This window comes from Pseudomonas sp. SDO5591_S426 (assembly GCF_054070755.1).
This window is the reverse complement of sequence record NZ_JBSVXD010000330.1, coordinates 1-3,443: the sequence shown is the minus strand read 5'-3', so window position 1 is coordinate 3,443 and position 3,443 is coordinate 1. Positions and strand designations below refer to the sequence as shown.

Here is a 3,443-nt window from a genome sequence, read left to right as displayed (position 1 = left end):
ATACAGTTACAGCCTGTACATCAGGCATGAAAAAGCCCGGGACCATTGCTGGCACCGGGCTTTTTTACATCTTGCGAACGCTTATTCGCCCAGCACCTGACCTACAGTCGGGTCCTTGAACAGGCGAGTCAACGCATCACTCAACACATCGCTGACCAGCTTGGTGTTGGTTTCCTGGTTCGGCGCCATGCCGAAACGCTGGTCCAGGGACGCACCGTAACGGCCGCTGTAACGGCGGTTGGCGTTCTGCACATCGGAGCGGAAGGTCGCGCCGATGGTCGCCTCGGTCACGTACATGCCCTCTTTCGGCGACTGATACTTCAGCTCGGCCAGGGTCACGGTGATTTGCGGTGCGTTTGCCGCATTGGTGGTCGGAGTGAAACCCAGCAGGCGCACAGCGGCTTCGGCCTGAGCCTGCAACTTCGGCAGGATCTGCGCGCCTTGCACGGTAATCGCGCTGGTTTCCGGGTACAAACCGCCACGGGTGCCCAGGGTTGGCGACGGACGTCCATCCACCACACGCACCACTACAGGCTGTCCGTGGCCAACCGGGGCCAGTTGCGCCGTCAGCTTGGGTTCCGGGTTCAGTTGTTGCGGGCTGTGGGCGCAGCCAACCAGCGTCAAGCTGGTCACAGTGATCAAACCGAACAACAGGCGTTGCAACATGCTCTTCTCTCCAGAATCAGGCACAAACAGGCCGGCAGTATAGCGGTGGGCCACTGCGGCTAACCAGCGCAACAATCAAGGATAAGTCTGACACACCTTTCAGATTCGGCGCCTGTCACACAGATGTCACCACTCATACACTTGGACGTAACGGCCCACAGGCAATCTTCTCGGCAGTCACCTACAGGTACTTGACCATGCGTTATCTGATCTCACTGTTCGCGCCACGCCCTTTACACCGCTGCTTCGCCCTGCTCGACCGCAACGGCCATTGCCAGGCATTCAAACAGTGCAACCTGCAACCCATGGGCGATGGGTGGGTCGAAATCGAGGAAATCCGCCTCAACTGGCTGCACAAGCCGCTGCCCGCCAGTGCCCGCGTCATTGCGCGCCAGCGACGCTCACGGATGCAGCAACTGCTGACCACCTGACCGAACGCCTAACAAAAGTCATAAAACACGACCAATTCCCTGCGTTTCTTAGATACAATCTCCCCCCGATTATAAGGACGTCTCCTGATCGGGCTTCGCAGCACCGTCAATGCCTCGGTATTGACACCCCGCACCGCCCACAGAGAGCCGCCCACACAGATCGAGTGAAGCTGGCGTGCTTGCTGTTCCTCAAGCAAAACCTCCACTTTTCGCGAATCTGCAGAGCTGTCATTACGCTCGGTCACTGAGCTGTTTGCCCGTTTTGCCTGTCATGAATTCCCTGGCGGCAAAGCATTCGGGCACGGTGCCAGGCAGAGGCAGCCCTTTTTTGAGGTTCACGTCTTCAAAAGAGCGTGAAAAAAACGGGTTTTCACAACTTCACAAGAGTGTGGCGAGCAAATGAATAGTTTTGCGTCTGAACATGCACCATTAGCGTCTAGAACAGCCCAACGACACAGGACCGGGTACGCCTCGAATACCGGAGCCTGAAGCCTGTCCGCTACGGATTTGGTTGCACAAACGGATGTATCGACCATAAGTCGAATTGCCAGTCGCATGTCGAAATGAGTTCATAGACCTCATTAGCCCGGCCGGTAGCGTCCGTCGAAGTTGCAAAAAATTGCGAAGATTCGGACATGGCGATCCTGCCATGGGGACCAGGGGCATCACTGACACGCCCCGGAACGCCTGGCAGCCATGCCGTCAATTTGGTGCTGCAGATTTTGGAGACGCGTTAAATGGCGCATAACGAAGCAGTCGACGTAGTACTGGTTGGGGCCGGCATCATGAGTGCCACCCTTGCAGTGCTGCTCAAAGAGCTCGACCCCGCGATCAAGCTGGAAGTCGTCGAGCTGATGGATTCCGGTGCCGCGGAGAGTTCCAACCCGTGGAACAACGCCGGTACCGGTCACGCTGGCCTGTGCGAGCTGAACTACACGCCGCAGGCTGCCGATGGCACCGTCGACATCAAGAAAGCCGTGCACATCAACACCCAGTTCGAGGTGTCGAAGCAGTTCTGGTCGTACCTGACCAAGAAAGGCACGTTCGGCTCGTGCAAATCGTTCATCAGCCCGGTGCCACACCTGAGCTTCGTGCAGAACGACAGCGGCGTGTCCTTCCTCAAGGAACGCTTCAAGGTGCTGAGCAAGCACCACGCCTTCTCGGACATGGAATACACCGAAGACAAGGCCACCATGGCCGAGTGGATGCCGCTGATGATGCCGGGTCGTCCGGCCGACGAAGTCGTCGCCGCCACCCGCGTGATGAACGGTACCGACGTCAACTTCGGCGCCCTGACCAATCAACTGCTCAAGCACCTGACCAGCGCACCCGATGCCCAGGTCAAGTACTGCAAGCGCGTGACCGGCCTGAAGCGCAACAACGGCGGCTGGACCGTCAGCATCAAGGACGTCAACAGCGGCAGCACCCGTGAAGTCGACGCCAAGTTCGTCTTCCTCGGCGCTGGCGGCGCGGCATTGCCGCTGTTGCAGGCCTCGGGCATCGAAGAAAGCAAAGGCTTCGGCGGCTTCCCGATCAGCGGCCAGTGGCTGCGTTGCGACAACCCGGAAGTGGTCAAGCATCACCAGGCCAAGGTGTACAGCCAGGCTGCCGTGGGGTCGCCACCGATGTCCGTGCCGCACTTGGACACCCGTGTCGTCGAGGGTAAGAAATCCTTGCTGTTCGGGCCATACGCCGGCTTCACCACCAAGTTCCTCAAGCACGGTTCCTTCATGGACCTGCCGCTGTCGGTTCGCGCCGGTAACATCGGCCCGATGTTGTCAGTGGCGAAAAACAACATGGACCTGACCAAGTATCTGGTCAGCGAAGTGATGCAATCGATGGAGCAGCGCCTGGAATCCCTGCGCCGCTTCTACCCGGAGGCGAAAGCCGAAGACTGGCGCCTGGAAGTGGCCGGCCAACGGGTGCAGATCATCAAGAAAGACCCGAAAAAAGGCGGCATCCTGCAGTTCGGTACCGAACTGGTCGCAGCCAAGGACGGCTCCCTTGCCGCCCTGCTCGGCGCTTCGCCAGGTGCATCGGTGACCGTTTCGATCATGCTGGAACTGATCGAGAAATGCTTCCCGAGCCAGGCCAAGGGCGAGTGGGCTGCCAAACTGGCAGAAATCTTCCCGGCTCGCGAGAAAGTCCTGGAAACCGACGCTGCGCTGTATCGCAAGATCAACTCGCAGAACAACGTTGCCCTGGAACTGGTTGAAGCCAGCAGCGAGACCGAAAGCTACGCCTGATTCGGCCCCATGAAAAACGCCCCGTCCTCATTGAGGGCGGGGCGTTTTTTTATGCCTTTAAAAGATCGCAGCCTTCGGCAGCTCCTACTTTGCAACCGCG

At 58.7% G+C, this 3,443-nt stretch carries 3 protein-coding genes; 2 read left to right on the top strand and 1 reads right to left on the bottom strand.

Annotated features, from left to right (window positions below; genetic code table 11):
- Positions 1 to 81 precede the first annotated feature (81 nt).
- Complete coding sequence (locus ACW9JC_RS29410) at positions 82 to 666, bottom strand: YajG family lipoprotein (protein WP_095152868.1); 585 nt, start codon at positions 664 to 666, stop codon at positions 82 to 84.
- A gap of 197 nt (positions 667 to 863) precedes the next feature.
- Here ACW9JC_RS29410 and ACW9JC_RS29405 point away from each other — a divergent pair, with 197 nt between their 5' ends.
- Together ACW9JC_RS29405 and mqo are read left to right on the top strand one after the other, a co-directional pair.
- On the top strand, positions 864 to 1,097 hold the full coding sequence (locus tag ACW9JC_RS29405; RefSeq protein ID WP_448109285.1) for a hypothetical protein: 234 nt from the start codon (positions 864 to 866) through the stop codon (positions 1,095 to 1,097).
- A gap of 737 nt (positions 1,098 to 1,834) precedes the next feature.
- A complete protein-coding gene (gene mqo / locus ACW9JC_RS29400) occupies positions 1,835 to 3,343 on the top strand; it encodes a malate dehydrogenase (quinone) (RefSeq protein WP_457459432.1) in 1,509 nt (502 codons plus the stop codon).
- The last annotated feature ends 100 nt before the right edge of the window (positions 3,344 to 3,443 follow it).

Excerpts from the sequence above, each read along its gene's own strand:
- ACW9JC_RS29410 (WP_095152868.1), bottom strand. The coding sequence starts at position 666 with ATGTTGCAACGCCTGTTGTTCGGTTTGATCACTGTGACCAGCTTGACG.
- ACW9JC_RS29405 (WP_448109285.1), top strand. The coding sequence starts at position 864 with ATGCGTTATCTGATCTCACTGTTCGCGCCACGCCCTTTACACCGCTGC.
- mqo (WP_457459432.1), top strand. The coding sequence starts at position 1,835 with ATGGCGCATAACGAAGCAGTCGACGTAGTACTGGTTGGGGCCGGCATC.